The 22,026-nt window shown below is 59.8% G+C and carries 13 protein-coding genes; 8 read left to right on the plus strand and 5 right to left on the minus strand.

From position 1 onward, the window contains the following. Positions 1-50: 50 nt before the first annotated feature. The gene (locus ACP7AJ_RS03620; protein ID WP_426058812.1) at positions 51-1,517 is read right to left on the minus strand and encodes an alpha/beta hydrolase; all 1,467 of its coding nucleotides are present in this window, start codon (positions 1,515-1,517) and stop codon (positions 51-53) included. 184 nt (positions 1,518-1,701) lie between these two features. Next, positions 1,702-2,529, minus strand: a complete 828-nt coding sequence (locus ACP7AJ_RS03625; RefSeq protein ID WP_426058813.1) for a hypothetical protein — start codon at positions 2,527-2,529, stop codon at positions 1,702-1,704. Between the two features lie 149 nt (positions 2,530-2,678). Between ACP7AJ_RS03625 and uvrA the strand changes: the two genes are divergently transcribed. From uvrA to ACP7AJ_RS03655, 6 genes are all read left to right on the plus strand, one after another. Beyond that, positions 2,679-5,519, plus strand: a complete 2,841-nt coding sequence (gene uvrA / locus ACP7AJ_RS03630) for an excinuclease ABC subunit UvrA (protein ID WP_426058814.1) — start codon at positions 2,679-2,681, stop codon at positions 5,517-5,519. A gap of 146 nt (positions 5,520-5,665) precedes the next feature. Then, complete coding sequence (locus tag ACP7AJ_RS03635) at positions 5,666-6,547, plus strand: hypothetical protein (protein WP_426058815.1); 882 nt, start codon at positions 5,666-5,668, stop codon at positions 6,545-6,547. A gap of 100 nt (positions 6,548-6,647) precedes the next feature. Further along, on the plus strand, positions 6,648-7,415 hold the full coding sequence (gene tpiA / locus ACP7AJ_RS03640; protein ID WP_426058816.1) for a triose-phosphate isomerase: 768 nt from the start codon (positions 6,648-6,650) through the stop codon (positions 7,413-7,415). 137 nt (positions 7,416-7,552) lie between these two features. After that, a complete protein-coding gene (locus tag ACP7AJ_RS03645) occupies positions 7,553-7,882 on the plus strand; it encodes a DUF6150 family protein (RefSeq protein ID WP_426058817.1) in 330 nt (109 codons plus the stop codon). A gap of 315 nt (positions 7,883-8,197) precedes the next feature. After that, positions 8,198-9,028 carry a 50S ribosomal protein L11 methyltransferase gene (gene prmA, locus ACP7AJ_RS03650; protein WP_426058818.1) on the plus strand — a complete coding sequence of 277 codons (831 nt, stop codon included), beginning with the start codon at positions 8,198-8,200 and terminating at the stop codon, positions 9,026-9,028. A gap of 189 nt (positions 9,029-9,217) precedes the next feature. Beyond that, the gene (locus tag ACP7AJ_RS03655) at positions 9,218-10,999 is read left to right on the plus strand and encodes a T9SS type A sorting domain-containing protein (RefSeq protein ID WP_426058819.1); all 1,782 of its coding nucleotides are present in this window, start codon (positions 9,218-9,220) and stop codon (positions 10,997-10,999) included. A gap of 164 nt (positions 11,000-11,163) precedes the next feature. On the opposite strand, the gene ACP7AJ_RS03660 is transcribed toward ACP7AJ_RS03655, so the two are convergent. Next, the gene (locus ACP7AJ_RS03660) at positions 11,164-12,210 is read right to left on the minus strand and encodes a LacI family DNA-binding transcriptional regulator (RefSeq protein ID WP_426058820.1); all 1,047 of its coding nucleotides are present in this window, start codon (positions 12,208-12,210) and stop codon (positions 11,164-11,166) included. Positions 12,211-12,591: 381 nt separating this feature from the next. Between ACP7AJ_RS03660 and ACP7AJ_RS03665 the strand changes: the two genes are divergently transcribed. Then, positions 12,592-15,108 carry a TonB-dependent receptor plug domain-containing protein gene (locus tag ACP7AJ_RS03665; protein WP_426058821.1) on the plus strand — a complete coding sequence of 839 codons (2,517 nt, stop codon included), beginning with the start codon at positions 12,592-12,594 and terminating at the stop codon, positions 15,106-15,108. A 109-nt stretch (positions 15,109-15,217) separates the two neighbouring features. Here ACP7AJ_RS03665 and ACP7AJ_RS03670 read toward each other — a convergent pair whose 3' ends face one another. Then, positions 15,218-17,833 carry a pectinesterase family protein gene (locus ACP7AJ_RS03670; protein ID WP_426058822.1) on the minus strand — a complete coding sequence of 872 codons (2,616 nt, stop codon included), beginning with the start codon at positions 17,831-17,833 and terminating at the stop codon, positions 15,218-15,220. Positions 17,834-18,122: 289 nt separating this feature from the next. Then, positions 18,123-19,151: a T9SS type A sorting domain-containing protein gene (locus ACP7AJ_RS03675; protein ID WP_426058823.1), complete on the minus strand. Its 1,029-nt coding sequence runs from the start codon at positions 19,149-19,151 to the stop codon at positions 18,123-18,125. A gap of 414 nt (positions 19,152-19,565) precedes the next feature. Here ACP7AJ_RS03675 and ACP7AJ_RS03680 point away from each other — a divergent pair, with 414 nt between their 5' ends. Beyond that, positions 19,566-21,938 (plus strand): glycosyl hydrolase family 28 protein, encoded by a 2,373-nt coding sequence (locus ACP7AJ_RS03680; RefSeq protein WP_426058824.1) that lies wholly within the window; start codon positions 19,566-19,568, stop codon positions 21,936-21,938. The last annotated feature ends 88 nt before the right edge of the window (positions 21,939-22,026 follow it).

Consider the following 22,026-nt stretch of genomic DNA (forward strand, 5'->3'; position numbering starts at 1 on the left):
CCGACAGTATGTGCCAGCTATCTTTTCTGCTAGGCATAATAGAAACCTGATTATTTCTTTGTGCGCTGACTTATCCAGTCGCTGACCACCTGAAGCGCGGCCGGCGCAAAAGTCTCATTGATGGTTCCATACTCGGTAGGCCCGCCAGTGTTGGCGGTCTGAAACAGGTGGTTGAGGCCGGGTATTTCCTTGAGGGTAACGTCACGGTTACCAGCGGCTTTAAGACCAGCAGCTGTGGCGGTCAGGTTTGCCTTCACCGGCACCTGTACGTCTTTGCTGCCGCCCATGGCCAGCACCGGGCAGCGCACTTTGGCCAAGGTCTGGGCCGGACGGTCGGCCAGCAGGTCGCGGTAGAAGGGCGAGGTGAGCACGTCAAGCTGGGAATTAAGCTGAGCCAGCATCGCAGGATTGGTGGAGTGGCTTCGATTTAGCAGCCGGAGCAGTTCGGCGCGGGCCAAGACATTATCCGGCGTCTTTTTGATAATGTCAATTATTTGTCGTTGCTCTCCTTCAATCAACTCAATTTGGATAGGGTCAGCTTTGTATGCAGTGGCTATTGCTTTTGCTTGCTGCACAATCATCTCATCGCCGGGCAGGGCTGGCGAGGCCAGTAGCACCAGGAAATCGGGCCCGCCGGGTTGAGCGGCCGCTCCCACGGCTGCCGTGCCGCCCTGGCTGTGCCCGAGCAGGCCCACCTGACTTTTGCGAATGCCGGGCTGGGCGCGCAGCCAGGCTAGGGCCGCCAGGGCGTCGGTGGTGTAGTCGGCGCTGGTCATGCCTTTTTGAGCGCCGCCCGATTGGCCTACGCCGCGGTCGTCGAAGCGCAGCACGGCAATGCCCTGGCGAGTGAGGTGGTCGGCGAGCACGGCAAAAAGCTGGTGGCCAAAAATGCTCGAGTTGCGGTCTTGCGCTCCCGAGCCGGTGAGTAGCACCACGGCCGCAAACGGGCCCATGTCGGCGGGCACGGTGTAGGTGCCGGCCAGGGTCACACCGGCTTTTTCGTTTCTGAAGGTGATGTCGGCCGATTGGTAGGGGAAAGGTGGCTGCGGCGTCTGAGGCCGACGCGGGCCGGCCGGCTTGGCGGTACTGCCTGCGCGGGTGATGGTGAAGGCAAATTCGCGCATGCCCTGCCGCCACACGCCCACCAGCTGCTGGCCATCGGGCGAGCGGAGGCCGGCAAATTGTGCCACGGGCTGGGCCAAGCGCAGGTACACGCTGTCGCCGGGCGCAGTGAACTGCAGCTGAATGCCTTTCGCGTTCTGCTCTGGAATGTCGAGCGTGGCGGTGCGGGGCCCGGTGGGTGGGTCGCTGAGGTGAAGGGTGAACTCGGTGCCGGCAACGGTGCCAACCCAGTTGCCGGTAAGGCTGGGACGAGCGGTTTGGGCGCAAACTCCGATGGTAGTCAGAGCCGCAATGGCAACGGTGAGAAGGCGAGTAAGCATGTGCATGAAGTGTGAAGAACGAAATTGCTGCGTAATGGCACCCAGGTAGTTGGAGAAGCTTATGTTGTCGTACATGCCCTGAAAAGCATTCGTAGCTTACCCCATAGAGATTGCCAGACTTGCTGTGCGCTGGGCTGGCGGCAATTGCTGCATAATGAAAAGGGCATTGGCAATGCAATCAGCTGCGCTGTAGTTAGTCCCAATAAATACAGCCTGGCCTTTGTAGCTCACGGCAGAGCTTGCACCAATAGGCTGCTTCTCAATTAGAGAGCAAAAACCGCTTTTTACCCGCTTTATCCGGAAAGGGCATGGCCAGATGAGCATTTGTTGCCAACACCAAGTAGCATACTTCAAGCAAAATATCCTTCCAGGTAGAGATGGGTTTAATGGTGCCATTGGGAAGCCTAAGTTGCTTAGGCTTCTGGCCCGGCGATAGATTCAGCTGGTGTATTTGCGCAGCATTGGTGAATGCCGTTTCACTTTGCATTTGCTGATTCGCCTGTTGCTTTGGTTTTGATAATTGCTTGGAAACAGGCTTAGTGAGCAGTGTTTGGGTTGCGGGGGCAGCTATGGCTTCTTCCGCAACTGGCAGTATGCCGTGGCCGCACTGCGCGGCATCGAGCCAGCGAAGGAGTTCGTTGGCCGCTGATAAAAAGTCGTTTTTAGCTAGCGTAAACACGATGGGCTCGGGCTTACCATTTTGCAAATGCGTGTGCAAGTGCCAGGCGAGGCCGTCGGTGATGCAAACGGTGTGGACGTTGAGCGAAATGGCGTATCCCAAAATCTTGCCCACGTAGCCGTACTTGTCCAGGCTGCTGCCCAGGCATTTGGCCTCGATGACCACCCAGGGTTTGCCGGTGGGGTCGTTCAGCAAGTAATCAATCCGCAGCTCGTTGCTCACGGTCTTTTCGGGTTCTACCATGCGCACGTTGCTGGTGTCCCAGCCCAGTGCCCGCAGCACGGGGTCAATGAGCGCGGCGCGGGTGGCGGCCTCATTTTTCTGGAAAATGCCGGCGTTGGCTTCGGCCTTGGCCTGCACTTGTTGTAAGACTTGGTAGATAGCAGCAACGGGGCTGGGAGCGAGCATTTGTAAATTCAAAAAGTATAATGCTACAATGTTAAGCGCTTGGGCCGCATCAAGCTTCGGCCGTAGCCTTGCGGGCAGCCGTACCTTTGCATTCCAAGTTGCTGCGCCGGGCCGAAACCTTCCGCCCCCTTCCCGCTGTTAGTTCGTTTATGCCCAAAAAAGACTCGTTGCAAGTTTCGGCCCCCGCCGACAACGCCATTGATAACCTCGACCCGCGCGAATTCATTCTCATCAAGAATGCCCGGGTTCACAACCTCAAAAACCTCAGCGTGGCGCTGCCGCGCAACCAGTTCATTGTTATCACGGGCCTGAGCGGCTCGGGCAAGTCGAGTCTGGCGTTTGATACATTGTATGCTGAAGGCCAGCGCATGTACGTGGAAAGCCTGAGCAGCTACGCCCGCCAGTTTCTGGGCCGCATGGACAAACCTGACGTGGACTACATCCGCGGCATTTCGCCGGCTATCGCCATCGAGCAGAAGGTCAGCATCAAGAACAATCGCTCCACGGTGGGCACCAGCACCGAGATTTACGACTACCTCAAGCTGCTGTTTGCGCGGGTGGGCCGCACGTTTTCGCCCGTAAGTGGCGAGCAGGTGCGCAAGGATAACGTGGCCGATGTGGTCGACTTTCTGGCTGCGCAGCCCGAGGGCACCAAGGCCATGATTCTGGCCCCGCTGCACCGCGCCGACCCTACCCGGCCCATGAGCAAGGAGCTGGATTTGCTGCTGCAAAAAGGCTACAGCCGCGTGGTGGTGGGCACCGAGACTGCATTTATCGAAGAGCTGATAGGGGAGGGCAAGCCCGAAGTGAAGGGCGACGTCTACATCATGATTGACCGCGCCGTGCTGCGGCCCAACGACGAAGACCTGCTCTTCCGCCTCTCGGATTCGGTGCAAACCGCCTTTTTCGAAGGTCATGGCACCTGCATCCTGCGCCTCAACGAGGACGATTCGCGCATGTTCTCCGACAAGTTTGAATTGGATGGCGTGGTGTTCGAAGAGCCCAGCGTCAACTTTTTCTCCTTCAACAATCCCTACGGCGCCTGCCAGACCTGCGAGGGCTTCGGCTCGGTGCTGGGCATTGATGAGGACTTGGTGATTCCGGACAAGAGCCTCACGGTGTACGAAGGCGCCATTGCCCCGTGGCGCACCGAAAAGCAGGGCGAGTGGCTGAAGCCACTGCTGAAAAACGGCATTCGCTTCGATTTCCCCATTCACCGCCCCTACAACGAACTCAGCGAAGCCGAGCAGCGCCTATTGTGGACCGGCAACAAGCACTTCGACGGCCTCGATAAGTACTTCAAGTGGGTAAGCGAGCAGACCCACAAAATCCAGTACCGCGTGCTGCAGAGCCGCTACCGCGGCCGCACCACCTGCCCCGACTGCCGCGGCACCCGCCTGCGAAAAGACGCTCAGTACGTACGCATCGACGGCCGCAACATCGCCGATATCGTGCTGCTGCCCATCTCCGACGCGCTGGCTTTTTTCCAGAACATGACCCTGAGCGAGCACGACGCCAAAGTGGCCGAACGCCTCGTGACCGAAATCACCAACCGCCTCGGCTACCTCAATCGGGTGGGCCTGGGATACCTGACCCTCAACCGGTTGAGTAACACGCTGAGCGGCGGCGAAAGCCAGCGTATCTCCCTGGCCACCTCGTTGGGTTCGGCGCTGGTGGGCTCCATGTACGTGCTCGACGAGCCCAGTATTGGCCTGCATCCCAAAGATGCCGAACAGCTCATCGGCGTGCTGCGCTCCCTGCAGCAACTCGGCAACACCGTGGTGGTGGTGGAGCACGAGGAGAAAATGATGGAAGCCGCCGACCAGATTATCGACATCGGCCCCGAAGCGGGCAGCGGTGGCGGCAACCTGATGTTCCAGGGCACCATGGAGCAGCTCTTGCAGGACACCACTACCTACACCGGCCAGTACCTAAGCGGCCGAATGGAGGTGCCTGTGCCCAAAGTGCGCCGGCCCTGGCGTAACGCTTTGGAACTGACCGGCGCCCGCGAAAACAACCTCAAAAACGTGAGCGTAAAAATTCCGCTCGGTGTGATGACGGTAGTGACGGGCGTGTCCGGCTCGGGCAAGTCCACACTCATCAAGCGCATACTGGCGCCGGCGCTGATGAAAATGCTCGGCGGCGGCGCGGGTGAAAGCACTGGCAAGTTCGACCGCCTCACCGGCGTGAACGGGCAGGTGTCGCACGTCGAGTTCGTCGACCAGAACCCCATTGGCAAGTCGTCGCGCTCCAACCCGGTGACGTACGTGAAAGCCTACGACGCCATCCGGACGCTGTTTTCGGAGCAGCCGCTGGCCAAGGCGCGTGGTCTGAAACCCTCGCACTTCTCCTTCAACATCGAGGGTGGGCGCTGCGAAGTTTGCACGGGTGAGGGCCAGGTAAAAATCGAAATGCAGTTCATGGCCGACATCTACCTGACCTGCGAAGGCTGCGGCGGCCGCAAGTTCAAGCAGGACATTCTGGAAATCAAATTCCAGGACAAGGGCATCGACGAAGTGCTGGAACTGACGGTGAGCGACGCCGTACAGTTCTTCAAAAGCCAGCCCAAAGTGGCCGAGCGCCTCAAGCCACTGGAGGATGTGGGCTTGGGCTACATCCGCCTGGGCCAGTCGGCCAATACGCTTTCGGGCGGCGAGGCGCAGCGCGTGAAGCTGGCTTCGTTCCTCACCAAGGGCGCCACGCTGCAGCAGGACAAAATCCTGTTCATTTTCGACGAGCCCAGCACGGGCCTGCACTTCCACGACATCAGCAAGCTACTCACCGCTCTAAACGCGCTGGTGGAGCAGGGCAACTCGGTGCTCATCATCGAGCACAACGTTGACATCATCAAATGTGCTGACTGGCTGATTGATTTAGGACCAGAGGGCGGCCTCAACGGCGGGCATTTACTCTTCGAAGGCACGCCCGAAGAGATGGTTAAATTGAAGGATACAAATCATACTGCACGTTTTCTGGCTGATAAGGTGTAACGTTGCGACCAGCAACTACAGTTGCGGCTAACCTTAGGGCGGTTATGATGGTTTAAACGAGAAGCTTCCTGGCTGAAAACCGGCGCCTTTCGTCCTAATCCAAAGCCCTGCGCCACTTCGAAGGTTTTGTTATCAAAAGCTCAACCATGACTGCCACGTCAGCCCCTGCCGATAACTACGCTGTGCCCAACCGCTCGTTCACGGGCCGGCTGTGGCGGTGGGTGGCGGCATTGGCCATTTTTGGCAACATCTACCTCAGCTATTACGCCAACACCCATCCCTTTGCAGGGCAGACGATGGGGGAAGTTTCGGACAAGTACCCGACGCTGCTCACGCCGGCGGACTATGCGTTCAGCATCTGGGGGATGATTTTCCTGAGCCTGGCCGTGTACGCAGTGTGGCAATTGCTGCCCGTGGCCCGCAACCTCTCCCTGCCCGATGCTGTGGCTAGGCCGCTAACGCTGGCCAGCGTGGCTACCGGGGGGTGGGTTGTGCTTTTTGCCTACGAAATGATTTTGCCCAGCGTGGGCGTGATGCTGCTTATTCTGGGCTCACTGGCGGTGGCGTACGGACGCGTCCGGCGGCGCATTTTCGCTGGTGCAGCTCCGACTTGGGTAGGTGTGCCGTTTTCACTGTACCTGGGGTGGATTTCGGTGGCTTCGGTCATTAACTTCACCATTGGGTTGCGGGAAATGGGCTGGCAAACCGCCGAAAACCTGTCCGTGACCCTGACGCTGTGCCTGCTGTTTGTCATCGTGGCTATGGCTTTGATTATGAGCCGGGCTTTTCGGGACATGGTGTTCCCCCTGGTAGTAGCTTGGGCGCTGGTGGCCATTTGGGTGGTGCGCTTACGCGAAGTGGCAGAGCTGGGCTGGGCCGCGATGGCGGGTGCTGGGGTGGCCGCGGTGCTGGGCGTGGTGCTGTCGCGGCGCGGCGGCCGCAAGGAACCTTGGCAGCTGCGCGACGAAGCAGCGGCCGCGGCCGAGGCCGAAATTGCGGCTTCTCGGGCCATGCACTTGGAAAAGTAGGAAGGGTGCTCCAGTAGCCAGGGCGACACTGCAAGTGATAGCCAAGCAGGGCCTGTTAGCTTTGTGCGATATCACTCCACCCTTACCGCACCTTCAGCTTATGCGCAAAAACCTCGTTGCCGGCAATTGGAAAATGAACCTGACCTACCCCGAGGGCCTCGCTCTGGTAGGTGAAATCGTGAACGCGGCCAGCTCGGCTGCCACCGGTGCCAACGCCCCCGAAATCGTCATCTGCCCGCCCTTTCCGCTGTTGCACGGCGTAGGCCAGGCCTTGCCACAAGGCGGTAAATTCCACCTTGGTGCCCAGAACTGCCACCAAAAAGAAAGCGGCGCCTTCACCGGCGAAGTATCGCCCAAAATGCTGGCTTCTGTGGGCTGCGAATACGTAATTCTGGGCCATTCGGAGCGTCGTCAGTATCTCCGCGAAGACGACGACTTGCTGGGCCAGAAGCTGAAAGCGGCTCTGGCCGCGGGCCTGAAACCAATCTTCTGCGTGGGCGAGCCGCTCGACACCCGCGAGTCGGATGAGACGTTCAACTTCATCGGCAAGCAGCTGGCGGATGGTCTCTTCCACCTCAGCAATGAGGAGTTTGACCAGGTAACCATTGCCTACGAGCCCATTTGGGCCATCGGCACGGGGCGCACTGCCACCAGCGCGCAGGCACAGGAGGTGCACGCTTTCATTCGCGAGCGCATTGCCCGCGCCTACGACGGCAAAGTGGCCCTCGACACCACCATCCTCTACGGTGGCTCAGCCAATGCGCAGAATGCGCGGGAGCTTTTTTCGCAGCCCGATGTTGACGGCGGACTGATTGGTGGCGCCGCGCTAAAAGCTGCGGACTTTGCTACCATTATTCAGTCGTTCTAAATCCTGCTTGGCACCGTTCTTGGATGCGGTCGGGCCTATTGTTTCTGCGTAGTTCCGCGCTAAAATTTGTTGCTTCCGCTATGTTCTTTTCCTTCTTGCTTACCGCTTTGTTGGCTGTTGCGCCCGCCTCTTCATCTGTGGGCAGGGTCCCTCTGGCCGCGCCTGATGTAGCGGCACCAGCCTCGTTGGAGCCGTGCAAAATCTACGGTTCGGTGTACCTCGAAACTGACCCCAGCCGGCGCAGCTACTGCTTCGGCACGGTGTACGTGGAGCCCGAAGAGGCCTTTGCCAACCTCATCGTGTTCAAGGAAACCAACAAGCTGTTTGCCGATAAAGTCGGGCTGTGGGCTGATGCCCCTGCCCGGGACTTTGCCGACTACGTGCTATTCGTAACGCCCGACCGTGGCAAGGCCGACTTTGCCATTCACTATACCAAGGTGCGCTCGTTTGCCGGCTGCAAGCAGTAGGGCTTTGAAGTCTTAGCTTTCTGGTAATCAGAAAGAACGTCATGCTGAGCGGAGCGAAGCATCTTATCACGCCACAACGATTCGTTCGAACGTGATAGGTTGCTTCGCGCCGCTCAGCATGACGTTCTTTCGCGTTCGCCACTGCCAGCTAATGCGGCCATATCCACGTAACCTCGTCAGGTCGCTTGGTCCGAAGACCGTGCTGCGCAACAATCGTCGCTGCAGTGGCCAAGGTGGAGCCTCAGTGCCTGAGACAACGTAACGCCCGGCTTTTCCTGCGACCTTTGCAACCATATTTGAATTGAGCATTGAATAATGGATTTTATTGAACTGACCGTTGAGGCGCCGCGTGAGCTGGCCGACATCTTGGTAGCCGAGCTGGCCGAAGTAGGCTTCGACACGTTTGAAGACACCGACGAAGGCTTTCGGGCCTACACCACCGAAGGCGTTTTCAACCCCGACGCCGTGGCCGAAATCATAGCCCGCTACGCTGGAATCGGGGAATTGAACCACTCCCACCGCGTTATCACCCGTCAGAACTGGAACGCCGAGTGGGAGAAGAACTTTCAGCCTCTCGTCATTGCCGAGCGGGTATCGGTGCGGGCGCCGTTTCATCCCGAGCCGGCTGGGGTCGATTATGACATCGTCATCATGCCGCGCATGTCCTTTGGCACGGGCCACCACGAAACCACGGCCCTGATGATAGAAAACCAGCTTGACGTAGACCACAAAGGCCTGCGTGTGCTCGACATGGGTACCGGCACGGGCATCCTGGCCATCATGGCCGAGATGCTGGGTGCCCGCCAGATTCTGGCTGTCGATACCGAGCCCTGGACCGTGGAAAATGCCCGCGACAACGCCGCCGAAAACCAGTGCCGCACCATCGAGTGCCGCCTGGGTGGAGTGGAAACCCTAGCCGACGAAGCTCCTTTCGACCTCATCCTGGCCAACATCAACCGCAACGTGCTGCTCGAAGACATGCACGAATATGCCCGCCTGCTGCCCACCGGCCGCCCCATTCTGTTCAGCGGCTTTTATGAGGAGGACCTGGACAAGATTACGGCCGAGGCTACCAAGTGTGGCTTGCGCTACCAGCGTCACCGTACCCTGCGCAGCTGGGTGTCGGCCATCTTCGAGAAAGAATAGACTTGGGCTGACTACCAGCGAAACAGACTGGCATCGATGCCGGGAACGATTGCGCGAATAAAACCAGCTCCAGTTGCATTATTGGGATGCTTCGGGTCGTAATATTAGAATAGGATTGTCGGGCTGCTGCCGCTATTTGGTAGCGGCAGCAGCCCGGTTTTGTTCTATTCTGACCCTACTCCGTTCCGTATGCCCTATCTCTCCGCTCGTCATTTTGTTTCTTCCATCAGCCAAATTCGGCATTCGGCTCGTCTGGGGTTGAGCTTGTGTGCCACCGTAGCCAGCCTGGCAGCTGCTGCCCCTGTGCAGGCACAACAGCTGGCTTTTCCGGGGGTAGAAGGAGCCGGGCGGTTTGTGAGCGGGGGCCGGGGCCGGGCAGCCACGCCCACCACGGTGTTTGAGGTAACCAGCTTGGCCGATACTAACACGCCGGGTACGCTGCGCCATGCCATTAGCCAGTCGGCTTCGGCTGCACCGCACCGCACCATTGTGTTTCGGGTGTGCGGCACCATTCACCTCACCGCCCGGATGAATATTCCGGCCAACACCACCCTTGCCGGCCAAACGGCCCCCGGCGACGGCATCTGCATTGCCGACCGTCAGGTATCGGTAGCTGGCAACAACGTGATTATTCGCTACCTGCGCTTTCGCCTGGGCGACCGCTACCCCCAAATCACCAACATCGGCATGGTGGACGGCAACGGCAACGAAGACGCCCTCAGCGGCCAGGACCGCAAGAACGTTGTCATCGACCACTGCACCATGAGCTGGAGCATGGACGAAGCCTTCACGTTCTATGGCGCTAACACCGACTCGATGACCCTGCAGTGGAACCTCATCAGTGAGCCGCTGAACTATTCCTATCACTTCGAATCCGGCGATACCGACTACCAGCGCCACGGCTATGGTGGCATCTGGGGCGGGCGGCGCGCTAGCTTCCACCATAACCTGTTTGCGCACTGCCTCAGCCGCACGCCGCGCTGGAACGGCACCCGCTACGGGGCCGCCATTGGCTCGGAAAACTGCGATTTCCGCAACAACGTCATCTATAACTGGGGGTCGAACAACGTGCACGGGGGCGAGGGCGGCAACTACAACATCGTCAACAACTACTACAAGTCAGGCCCTAGTACCAGCTCAGGCTCGCGCTTCCGCATCTGGAATCCTTATAGGCAGACCACCGCGCCGGTATTGCCCTACGCCCAAGCGTACATGACCGGCAACTACGTGGACGGGTCGGCGACCAATACCCAGCGCAACTGGCTGGGTGTGACCATGCAGGGCGGCACCCTGGCCGACACCGTGCAGTCGAAAGTGAGCACGCCCTTCAACGTAGCGCCGCTCAATACCCAGTCGGCCACCGACGCCTATGCCTCCGTGCTGGCCAACGTGGGCTGCGTGCTGCCTACCCGCGATGCCGTCGACCAGCGCATCATCCAGGAAGTGCAGAGCCGCACGGGCCGAATCATCGACGTGCAGGGCGGCCACCCAGCCCGTACGCCCTATAGCACGTCGCAGACGGCCTGGCCAGTGCTAAGCTGTGGCCCCGCGCCCGCCGACACTGACCACGACGGCATGACCGATGCCTACGAATTGGCCAACGGCCTGAACCCCAACAACGCCGCCGACCGCCAAGGCATTGCCGCCAATGGCTACACCAATCTAGAAAACTACCTCAACGGCCTTGTAACCGTGGTTACCAGCGGCAAAAAGACCATTGGCACCATCACCGAGCCGTTGCGCCTGTTCCCCAACCCCGCCAGCGAGCGTCTTACGGTGGAGCACCCCCGAGCCAGCGCAACTGCCGCGCTGACGGTGTACAATTTTGTGGGTCAGCGCGTGGCCTCGTTCGCGCCCGCTACAGGCGGCATTTCAACTGCCGTAAACATTGGCTCCTTGGCCAAAGGCAATTACTTGCTGGTGTACACCGATGCCAACGTGAGCCTGACGGCCAAGTGCACCCGGGAGTAGCAGCAAGAAACTGAGTTAACAACTGGACGAGCAAAACGAAACGTCACGTCGGGCTTGTCAAAGCATCTCTACCACGAGAAATGAATTCTAACTGGTGAGTGTGATTCTCTTCGCTGCAACGAAGCAGTAGAGATGCTTTGACAAGCCCGACGTGACGCGTTGGTTTAGTGCAGTTCGGCTACCCCACCAAGCTTGGGTACTGGGCTCGACGACTCGCGCACCACCAGCGTGGTGGGCAGCTTCATGGTGCCGGGGCCTGTGCTCTTGTGCTTGCGCTCAATGAGTTCGATGAGGCGCTCGGCGGCCAGCTGGCCGATTTCCTGAGCGGGCTGGGTCACGGTGCTCAGCGGTGGGTTGAGCAAGTGAGCCGACTGGGAGTTGGTGAAGCTGAGCAGCCCCACCTGGCCAGGAATGTCGACGCCTCGCTGGCGCAGGGCTGCTAGGCAACCCAGGGCCAGCCGGTCGCTGGCCGTAAAAAATGCATCGGGTGGTGGCGAGAGCGCCAGGAGCTCATCTACCAAGGGCCCGGCCTCGTCGGGGCCAAAGGTGCCGTAGCGCACTAGGTTTTCGTCGTAGGGCACGCCGTACTGCTCCAAGGCAGCGCGGTAGCCCGCCAGCCGCTCCTGCGTGATGCTGAGGTAGGGCGGAATAGTGAGATGCGCAATGCGGCGCCGGCCGGTTTGGAGTAGGTGGGAAGTTGCGGCATAGGCGCCGCCGAAGTTGTCGGCCACTACCTGGGTCACGTCTAGCTCACTCGTCACCCGGTCGAACAGCACCAGCGGCATGCCCTGGGAATGCAGGGCTTTGAGGTGCGAAACGTCGGACGTTTCGCTCGAGAGCGAGAGCAGCAGGCCATCGACGCGGCGCGACACGGCTTGCTGAATATTGGCCACCTCCCGCTCGTAGGACTCGTGGGTCTGGAAAATGATGACGTGGTAGCCGCGATTGTAGGCAATGGCCTCGATTCCGTTGATGGCCTGCGAAAAAAAGTTGTTCGCAATCTGGGGTACAATCACAGCCAGGGCCTTGCTGCTGCTGCCTTTCAGGCTGAGGGCAATGGGGTTGGGCCGGTAGTTCAGGCGCTCGGCGTACTCCATCACTAGCCGCTTGGTTTCGGGGCTGATTTCGTAGCTGTCGCGCAAAGCCCGCGATACCGTCGAAGTCGACAGGTTCAGGGCGTGCGCAATATCCTTGATGGTGACGGGGTCCAAGCGCTTTGACTAAGTGAGGTAGAATAAACAGCTGTTTCAGTAAGCTAGTGGCTTTCCCTGAATGACCAGATTTAGCAGCGTGACGGGTTTTTGGAAAGGGGGCCCATGCTGGGTTGTAACCTGCGCTGATGCCCTCATGAGATGGGCAGCCGGCGCAACAACACACCTTCTGGAAATCTTCACCCGGCTAAATCTATCACAAGAGTAACAAATTTTGGCTAATTCTGAGTCATTAGGCCATATTGGTTCGCGGCATTGCACTCAATTTGCTCCCGCTTGATGCGGCGCAAGCGGCCGGCTTTGTGGCTTCGCCATCTTTGTGCCGTAATTTCCTGGTCGGTTTGAGTTCTTGAACCACCGGTTTTCGATTGAATTGCAAACATGAAAGTAGTGCGTGTGAAAAATGGAGTGATGGCGGCTTTGCTGGCGGTGGGAGTGCTGATAACGGCCTTTCGCTTCCAGCCCGCCGACGAAGGCCTGATGCAGCGGGTGGCCCGCCAGGTGGGCGAGTTTTACGCCGCCGCCCAAGGCGAGAAAGCCTACCTCCACCTCGACCGGCCTGTGTATGCCACCGGCGAAACCATCTGGTTTAGCGCCTACGTGGTTGATGCTTCCCGGCATGAACTCGACTCCCTCAGTCAGGTCTTGCACGTCGACTTGCTCTCGCCCGCCCGCAAGGTGGTGGCGCGCCGCACCCTGCGCCTGCAAGGCGGCCGGGCCAGCGGCGACCTGGACATTGCCGATTCCTTGGCCGCGGGCACCTACGTGCTGCGTGCCTACACCAACTGGATGCGCAACGCCGGCGATGATTTCGTGTACAGCCGCCGCCTGAGCATCTGGCCAGCCTCGCCCATCGGGCCCCAGGAAACTGGCTCCGATGCTTCTGGCAATACTTCCAAAGCCAAGAGCGCGGCCACGGCGGCGCCCAAGCCGGACATACAGTTTTTTCCGGAAGGCGGCTACTTGGTAGAAGGTTTGCCCGGCGTGGTGGCCTGCAAAGCCACCGATGCCAGCGGCCGGAGCATTGCCGTAAAGGGACAGATTTTAAATGCTCAAAAAGCGGTGGTAGTGCCCAGCTTCAGCACCCGGCACGCGGGCATGGGACGCTTCATGTTTGTGCCCGGCACCGGCCAGCGCTACCATGCCCGCCTCACCCTGCCCGATGGCAGCACCGCCGACTACCCCCTGCCGGCCGTGCAGCCCACCGGCTACAGCCTGCACGTAATTGAAAACGCCGAAAACTTCTTGGTTGAAGCGCGCTACCGGGGCGTGGGGAGCGCCTCGGCTCCCGGGCCTGTGCAACTGCTCACCCAGGTGCGCGGCGTGGTGGCGTATCCGGGCTCGCGCACGCTCACGGGGAGCAGCCCAGCTACGTGGCAGATGCCCAAAAAAAACTACCCCAATGGCATTATCCATTTCACTTTGTTTGATGCGGAGGGCACGCCGCGGTGCGAGCGGCTGGCCTTTGTGCAGAATGGTGGCGCCGCCTTGCGCGTAACCGTTACGGCCGACCAAGCCAGCTACGGTGCCCATGCCCCCGTGCAGCTCACCGTGCGCGTAGCCGACGCCGCGGGCCAGCCCGTGGCCACCCACCTCTCGGTAGCCGTGAGCGACGCCGGCCTGGCCGCCCTTGACCCCAATGCCGAAACCATCGCCTCCAACCTTCTGCTGACGTCTGACTTGGTTGGGTACGTTGAAAACCCGGGCTATTATTTCCGTGAGCAGTCGACTACTAAGGCCCAGGCCCTCGACGACCTGCTGCTCACCCAGGGCTGGCGGCGCTTTGTGTGGAAAGAAGTGCTGGCCGGCCAAGTGCCGCGGCCCCGCTTCCTGCGCGAGCAGGACATCATGCTCACCGGACAGGTGGTGAGCGAAAACGGCAACCGTCCTATTGCCAACAGCCAGCTGACTTTTATGCAAACCCGGCCCAGCCGGAACGTGGCCACCGGCACCACAGATGCCGACGGTCGGTTTTCCTTTTCTGGCTTTCCCTTGCGCGATACGGCCATTATCACGCTACAGGCCCGGCGGGCGCAGGGCGGCTCCAACGTCATCATCCGGCCTGATGCCGGGCCAGTGCCCAGCAACCAGCCACTGCCGTCGCTGCCGTCGCTGGCTGCCGCGCCGGCGGGAGTAGCGGCCTTTGTGCGCCGCAGCCGCCAGGCCCAGGCCGCCGACCTGGAGCTTCACCCCGAGAAGGCCATTCGCAACATTCGGCTGGACAACGTAGCCGTAACGGCCAAGCGCGTGCAAGTGCCCAAAGACGACCCCCGCCGCCTTTACGGGGCTACCGGCGGCACCGTAATCGACTTTGCCAGCATGCCTGCTGCTCAGTCCGGCATGTCAATTCTGCAGTTGCTGCAAGGGCGTGTGGCCGGCCTGACCGTGACCGGCAACCCGCCCAATATGACAGCCCAAATCCGGGGCCAGGGCACACCGCTTTTTGTCCTGGATGGCAATCGCACAGATATCGAGCTCATTAGCTCTGTTCAATCTTCCGAAGTAGAGTCGGTGGAAGTATTCAAGGGCATTGAAGCCGCCATATTTGGCGGCACGGGCGGTGCCATCGCTATTTACACCAAGCGCGCCAACCCCAGCTACAAAGGCGCCGACACCGGGCCTGCGCCTGGCATTGCCACCGTGAAGGTGCCGGGCTACTACCAGGCCCGCGAGTTCTACCAGCCCCGCTACAATGCCCTGCTCACCAACCCGCCCGCCGACCCGCGCACCAGCACTCTGTACTGGAACCCTAGTGTGCGCACCAATGCCCGCGGCGAAGCCGAGCTGCACTTCTTCACTGCCGATGGCAGCGGCACCTTCCAGGCCGTGGTGGAAGGCGTGAGCGTAACCGGGCAGCCAGCGCAGGGAACTGGCACGGTGGTAGTGAAGGGGAAGTAGCAACTGCTTGTGGCCATAGCTGGTTTCACGGCATAAAAAAGACCCGCTGGCTTGCCAGCGGGTCTTTTTTATGGTGACTAGGTTTGTGCCTGCCGAAGAAAGGCCCCAGCTACTCGCGTACCAGCCGCTGCGTCAGAGTCACGTCGGAGTTGCTCACGCGGAGCAGGTACACGCCACCAGCCAGTTTGCTTAAATCGAGCTGCACGGGAGTAGCCGAACCCGAAACCGCTTGCGTATGCACCACCTGTCCCAGCGCGTTGAAGAGGGTGAGCGTGGCCGCTTTCTGGTAACCCGTGAGAGCTACTGAAACCTGGCTGCCTGCCGGGTTGGGGTAGAGTTGTAGGCTGCTGCCATTTTTGGCGGCGCGCGTGGATGTCACGGTGCTCAGGTTTTCGCCCTTGAGCACTACGTCTTTCAGCAGGGCGTAGCGGCCCGCGCTGGAGCTGTTACAGGCGAAGTACAGCCGGATTGTCAAGGTCTGGCCCGTGGCCAGCGTAACGCCCGAAGCGTTGTTAAGAGCAAAGCGGTAGGTCTGGTTGGAACCGGTGTTTTGGTTTGCCAGGGCTACGGGAGTGGCGAAAGCGCCGTTGGCTGTGGTTGGCATCACGCCCGCGGGCCCCCGGCCTCCGGTTACTTCTGCTGAATCGAGCGCAAAATTGCTCTTGGAATACAGCACAGCCAGCTTGCCGGTGGTGTTGTAGAAAGACGACCACAGCGTAACCGAGTCGATGCGCACCGAGGCACCGGGGCCGGCCGTGAGGGTGAACTGCTCGTAGTGCTGGCGCGACATGGCGCTGCCCGGGCCTCCGCTCGCGGTGGTCCACAAGCCATCGGCCGTGGCGGCGAAAGCCTGGCCGTAGCGCGTGGAGCGGGCCGGGTAAGCCGTGACAGTGGTGCCGTTGGAGAGCACCAAGCGGCGGAAGGTGGGCACGCTGGCTGTCGTCGCGGCCGAGCGGATGGCCGCACTGTCCTGGTCACTGACTTTAAGCGACCACCACTTCAGCGGGTTGGAGATGGGCGCGGGCGTGTTCACTTTCGAGCCCGTGACGGCCACGTTCTGCGTGACGGCGCCCGTGCTGGCGTGGGTAATGTTGCCGGCATAGGTGCCCACGGCGCTGGCATTGAGCCGCACGCTGATGGTGGTGGCGGCCACGGTGTTGGCTGTGGGTGTAAGCACCAGCGGGTTGCTACTGCCGTACCAAGCCGTGCCGCCGTTGGGCGAAATTTCGTAGCCTGCGGGGGGCGTCACGGTCAGGTTGGCCGTGAGGTTGGTGGCCGCGAGGGAGTAGGTCTGCACCGCCGAGGTGCCGGTTTGGTACTGGGCAAAGGTGCCTAGGGTGGCGGTATTCGGGGTGATGGTGGCGATGCTCGACACCTGCGCTACGAGGGTGGTGTGGGTGGCCAGGCCGGCTTTGGAGGCCTGCACTTTGTAGTAGTAAATGCTGCCGGCTGCGGGCAGGGCGTCGGTCATCTGGAAATTGTAGGTCGAGTCGGTAGCCGCCGTCACGGTATTTACTTGGGTGAACGTCACGTTGTCGGACGAGCGCAGCAGGTCGTAGCGGATGCCGGCCATGGCCCAGCTGATGTTCCAGTTCAGCGTGGTTTGGGTGGCGCCCTTGGTGGTGCGGAAGTTCGATACTGCGATGTCGGGCGTGAAGCTGGTGCAGATGCTGGGCGCCACACTGCAGGGGTTCCAACTGCCGAAGATGGTGCTGGTCTGGTATTGGGCGGTGTCGCTGGCAGCCAGCTGCCGCGACCAGCTCACGCGCTGGGCGGTGTTTACGTTGTTGCCGTTGAAGTGGCGGGGGCGAAATTCGGCGTAGGTAATGAGGCTGGGGTCGGTGCCGCTGTCCCACACGGCCCAGCCCGCGGGCTGAATCAGGTTGGCGCCCACCGTCGACTTCAGAAAGACGGTTTTGTTGTGGGCGAGGGGCGAGTTGCCGGTAGAGTTCTGCCAGGGGCGGCCCAGGACGTACAGGGTGCCGCCGGTGTTCGAGGGCAGCGTGGTGTTGCGGAACACGAAGCCGTAGGCCTGACCGGCCGGCGTATTGGCCGCCGTGATGTAGGAGCTGCCGCTGGTGGCGCGCGTCTTGGCGTACACCACGCAGTTCTCAAATACCGCCACCGAGCTGCCGAAGATAAAGTCCACGTTGCCATCGATGTAGCAGTCGCGGAAGTAATGCCGCGGCGTGCCACTGCCCTTCACGTAAAGCGTGTCCTGGTTGCCCAGAAAGCGACAGTTCTTGAACACGGCGCGGTCGGCGTTCAGCAGCACCGCCACGGCCTGCGAGCCATCGCCGAAGGTGTTCTCAAACGTGATGTTAAGCGCCGAAAAATCGGGCGCATTCACCGTGACGCTGGCCGAGTTCTGGGTGCCCAGGGCCACGCCATTCACGATGGTGCTGGCGCCGTCGTCGTAGGTCAGAATGGTGTTGGCCACGCTTTCGCCTTGCAACTGCAGGAAAGGCTTGTTGGAAGGAATGTTGATTTTTTCGCGGTAGCGCCCGTTTTTGATGAGGATGCTATACAGCGCAGTGCGACCCGTAGGCGCCGCGTTGATGGCGGCTTGCACGGTGGTGAAATCACCAGAGCCGTCTTTGGCCACGGTCACGTCGGCCGCGAAAGCGCGCGAGCCAAACGTGGCCAGCACCAAAAGGCTCAACAATACCCGGAACCGGCCGGCCGGGCCACGCCACGACAAATACGAAGAGAAGAAGTTTGGCATAGAAACGGGGTATGGTGTTGGGTGGGAATCCTGACCAATATTACCCTACTCATGGCCCATACGGCTCTGCTTGAAGCCTTTTTATTTGTGCAATCGATGCCGGGAACGATGCCAGTGAAGAACTGGCAAAATGAATTTCAACAAGGCTAGTTAACCACTGTAAATGATGGCCTAACAGAACAATGAAACCAGACAACGAGCATCCTAGACTTTGTATATAAAGAAAGCGCCCCCAGTTCGACCAGGGACGCTTTCTTTGGAAGCAAAGACGGTATAAAATTAGGAGGCGCTACTCCTTCACAATGCGTGCGCTGCTGCGATTGGCGCCGTCGGCGTATTCCACCATGTAGAGACCTTTGGCTAATGCGGTGAGGTCAACTGCCGTCTCGGTAGTGCCGGGCTGGGCCACGTAGCTAGCTACTTTGGCCCCGGTAGCACTGTACACTAGTACGCGAGCACCTGCTTTGGCAGCAGAGTGGGGCACAGTTAGGCGGTTTTGAGTAGGGTTGGGATATACACCCAAGTTGGTTGAAACCATGGCACGGTTAGCCAATGCAGCTTGGGTGCTTTTCAGTATCACATTGCGCAGTAAGAAGTAGCGGCCCTCGGTGTCGCTGCCCACGCGGAAATACATTCGCACGGTTAGTGTTTTCCCAGCAGCCAACGTTAGGCCAGTTCCACCGCTCAAGAAGCCAAAGCGGAAGGTGCTGCCCATTGTGGTGAGGGCCGCATTGTACTGTGGCAATACCGCTGGTGCGGCGGCGGGTTGCGTGGTACTGGCCGCCCCGAAAGTGCCGTTGGCTGTGGCAGCCAACGCTCCAGTTGGGCCCTTGCCCGCTGCGAAGTCAATGGAGTCAGTAGTAAAGCCCGTGGTGGAGTAAGAGAGAGCAACTCGTCCATTGGCCGAGTTTGCAGTAGCTGCTGTAAAAATCAGCGAATCTACCCGAAGGTCAGCCGTACCGGAATTGGTGATGGCAAATTGCTGATAGAAACCACGGCGCGGGCCTCCAGGGATGGTGGCGCTGCCACTTGCACCGGCAGCGGTAGTAGAGAAGGCCTGGCCGATGCTCGAGTAAGGGGCGTAGGCAGTGGTTGTCGTCCCAGCTGAGGTGGGGTTGGGCAGCCCGTTAGAAAGCACGAAGCGCTTAAGTGTAGCAGGGCTGACGGTGATGCCAGTGGCGGGTACGCGCACGGCTGAGCTGTCAGCGTTATTGCGTTTTAGGGGCCAGTGCACAAATACCTGACTTTGAGCGGCAGCAGTTTCGGCTATGCCTAAGCAGCTGGCGAGCAAGAGGGCTGAGAGTAATGGGTGCTTCATGGGTTGGGAGTAAAGTGAATTTAGGTAGTTAGAAATGGGTATCTGTAATAAAACGAGTGCATGCTCTGCAGGAACAGCGTCATGTTTTACTTGCAAGCTGGCATCTATAGTTGCTAAATCTAAGTAACTGAGCGGATTTAGTTGCGCAATCGATGCCGGGAACGTTGCCAGCGCCTCTGCAAGGCAGCTCAAGAGCTGAGTTGGCAAACGCATGAGGCCGGCAATTACTCTGGCGAAGCTATGTTGCGAGAACGTTCCCGGCATCGATTGCGCAAAAAAAGGTGTCTTTTCAGCCCAATAAAAGGCCTTCGCGGCTCATTGTTGGCCTTATTTGGCCTAATATTGTATAGGGCGATACTGCCTTCACTCCCCGTGCTGCTAGCTGCCGGCGGGTGCAACTACTTCCTATATCTCATGATTAAATCAACTTTGGTGCTACTGCTGGCCGGTATCGCGGCTTTCCTAACCTTGGCCTTTCGGCCGGCAGCCGAGCCGAAAACGCAGATTTTCCTGGTCGGCGATTCCACGATGGCCGACAAAGCCGACCTAACCAAGCCCGAACGCGGCTGGGGCATGGAGTTTGGGCAGTATTTTGATGGCAGTGTGACTATCCGCAACACGGCCGTGAACGGCCGCAGCACGAAAAGCTTTCTGCGCGAAGGCCGCTGGGCCAAGGTGCTGGAAGAACTCAAGCCCGGCGACTGGGTGTTCATCCAATTTGGGCACAACGACTCCAAAGTAGAAGACAGCGTGCGCTCGGCCCCGGCCCAGACACTGTACCGCCAGCTCCTAACTAGATACGTGCAGGAAGCCAAGAAGAAGGGCGCTAACCCCGTGCTACTCACCCCGGTGGGTCGCCGCTATTTTGACGAAAACGGCAAGCGCAAGGACGACCACGGCGAATACCCCGGTGTGGTGCGCGAAGTTGCCAAAGCTCAGAAAGTGCCGCTGATTGATGTGCACGAGAAAAGTTGGGCGCTGTACTCGCAGCTTGGCGAGCAGGGCACCCGCCCGCTGTTCTGGAGCTACCAGAACGGCTACTACCAGCCCAACCCGGTGGCGCCGGCCAAGAACGACAATACTCACTTTTCGGAGTACGGCGCTACCCGCGTGGCCCAGCTGGTGGCTGAGGGCGTGCAGGAGCAGAAACTGGGCCTGGCCTCCCGCCTGGCTCACACAGCCTTCGACGGCAAATTTGCCCACGACCTGCCGGTGGTGCTGGAGCCGGTATTCCGCAAAGACACATTCAACATTGTGAAGTACGGCGCCGTGCCCGACGGTCAAACCCTGAATACTGCCGCCATCCAGAAAGCCATCGATGCCTGCTCGGAAAAGGGTGGCACTGTGCTCATTCCGCGTGGCCTCTGGCTTACGGCCTCTATTGAGCTCAAAAGCAACGTGAACCTGCACGCGGCTAAGGGCGCGCTGGTGCAGTTCAGCAGCAAGCTGTCGGATTATCACCTCATCCGGACCACGTGGGAAGGGGAGGAGGCAATCCGCAACCAGGCCCCGCTCTACGGCCACGATTTGGAGAACATTGCCATCACCGGCCAAGGCACCTTCGACGGCGCCGGCGACGCTTGGCGCATGGTGAAAAAGAGCAAGCTCAATCCTTCGCAGTGGCAAAAGCTGCTGGACTCGGGCGGCGTTCTCAACGAGAAAAAGGACACTTGGTACCCCTCGGCCCAATCACTGAAAGGCTCCCTCGCCAACAAACCCGGCATCCTGAAGCCCGGGCAGGAGGCCAAGCCCGAAGAGTTTGCCGACGTGAAGGATTTCCTGCGGCCCAACATGCTGAGTTTGACGCGCTGCAAGCAGATTCTGCTCGAAGGCGTCACCATTCAAAACTCACCGGCTTGGACCATTCACCCGTTGCTGTGCGACAACATCACCCTGCGCAACGTGACGGCCAAAAACCCCTGGTATGGCCAGAATACCGACGCCCTGGACCTGGAATCGTGCCGCAACGGCGTCGTGGAAGGCTGCACGTTTGACGTAGGCGACGACGGCATCTGCATCAAGAGTGGTCGCGACGAGCAGGGCCGCAAACGCGGCGTGCCTACCGAAAACTTCATCATCCGCGACACGAAGGTGTACCACGCACACGGCGGCTTCGTGATTGGCTCCGAAATGTCGGGCGGCGCCCGCAACATCTACGTCAGCAACTGCACGTTTATGGGTACCGATGTGGGCCTGCGTTTTAAAACAGCCCGCGGCCGTGGTGGCGTGGTCGAGAACATTTTCGTGGACGGCGTCGACATGACTGACATCGCCGGCGAGGCCATTCTCTTCGACATGTATTACGCCGCCAAGGACCCCGTACCGCTGTTGGGCGAGAGCACTGCCCCGCCCGTGATGACGGCCGAGCCACTGAACGAAGGCACCCCGCAGTTCCGCAACTTCCGCATCCGCAACGTGACGTGCAAGGGTGCTGCCACCGGCATTCTGGTGCGCGGCCTACCGGAGATGAGCATCAAAGACATCAGCATTGAAAATGCGGTGCTTGAAAGCAAGCAAGGCTTGGTGTGCCAAGAAGCTGAGAATATTCGCCTGAAAAATGTGACCTTACTCTCGAGCAATACCAAGCCTGTGATGGAAGTACAGAACAGCCGCAACATCACGCTCGACGGCATCCGCTACACCAGCGGCGCCGACCTGCTGCTGCGCGTGACCGGCGACCGCAGCAAAGACATTCGCCTCACCAACACCAACACCAAGCTGGCCAAGAAAGGCGTGGAGCTGGGCCAGAAGCTGAATAAAAAGACGGTGTTGCTGTCAAAGAAGTAAGCAGCCCACCGGCGAGCAAGAGCCTAACGGATAAAACTCCAGTGGCGTAGCCGACGGGACTTTAATTGCTGCGGTGCGGTGTTGTGCT

Origin of the sequence: Hymenobacter sp. B1770, assembly GCF_049896385.1 — a bacterium.
Lineage (GTDB): Bacteria > Bacteroidota > Bacteroidia > Cytophagales > Hymenobacteraceae > Hymenobacter.